Source organism: Oleiphilus sp. HI0125, assembly GCF_001635355.1.
In genome coordinates this window covers 1-757 of sequence record NZ_LWGF01000018.1, presented here as the reverse complement: position 1 = coordinate 757, position 757 = coordinate 1, and the positions used below count along the sequence as shown (strand labels likewise).

The window sequence follows — 757 nt, the reverse complement described above, 5'->3', positions numbered from 1 at the left end:
AGCAGAAATCGTGCGAGATGTGTTTGGTGACGAAGAAGAATCTGAGCAATATCCAGCAGCGAATATTTTTGCCTTTGATGGTGAGACGCAATGGTTGCTCGATGAAGCGGCGGCAAGTTTACTGGTCAACGATTAAGAGGCTGATATGAGTGCAGACATTGGTGTAATTGGCTTAGCAGTAATGGGGCAAAACCTCATTCTAAATATGGATAATCATGGCTTTGAAGTGGTGGCGTATAACCGCAGCAAAGACAAAGTCAGCGCGTTTTTATCAGGCGCAGCAAAAGGAACAAACATCAAAGGCGCTCACTCTATCGAAGAGCTAGTGAATGCTTTAAGCACTCCTCGCAAGATCATGCTGATGGTTAGAGCGGGGCAAGTTGTTGACGACGTTATTGCGCAACTAATCCCTCATCTGGAGCAGGGTGACATCATCATTGATGGTGGGAATTCTAATTTCGAAGATAGCGCTCGAAGACTGAAAGAACTCTCAGAACAAGGCATTTTATTTTTGGGCGCAGGCGTTTCTGGTGGTGAGGAGGGGGCTCGTCATGGACCGTCGATTATGCCAGGTGGAAGTCAGGAAGCATGGCCTCACCTTAAACCGATACTGCAATCGATTGCTGCCAAAACCAGAAGTGGTGAGCCGTGTTGTGATTGGGTCGGACAAGGTGGTGCCGGACATTTTGTAAAAATGGTGCATAACGGCATTGAATATGGCGACATGCAATTAATTGCTGAGTCTTATGATTTCTTG

1 protein-coding gene is annotated in these 757 nt (G+C 46.5%); it reads left to right on the top strand.

Annotation, left to right across the window (positions count from 1 at the left end):
* Positions 1-145: 145 nt before the first annotated feature.
* The coding region (locus A3762_RS00590; protein WP_197468896.1) for an NAD(P)-binding domain-containing protein at positions 146-757 on the top strand (612 nt) is incomplete at its 3' end.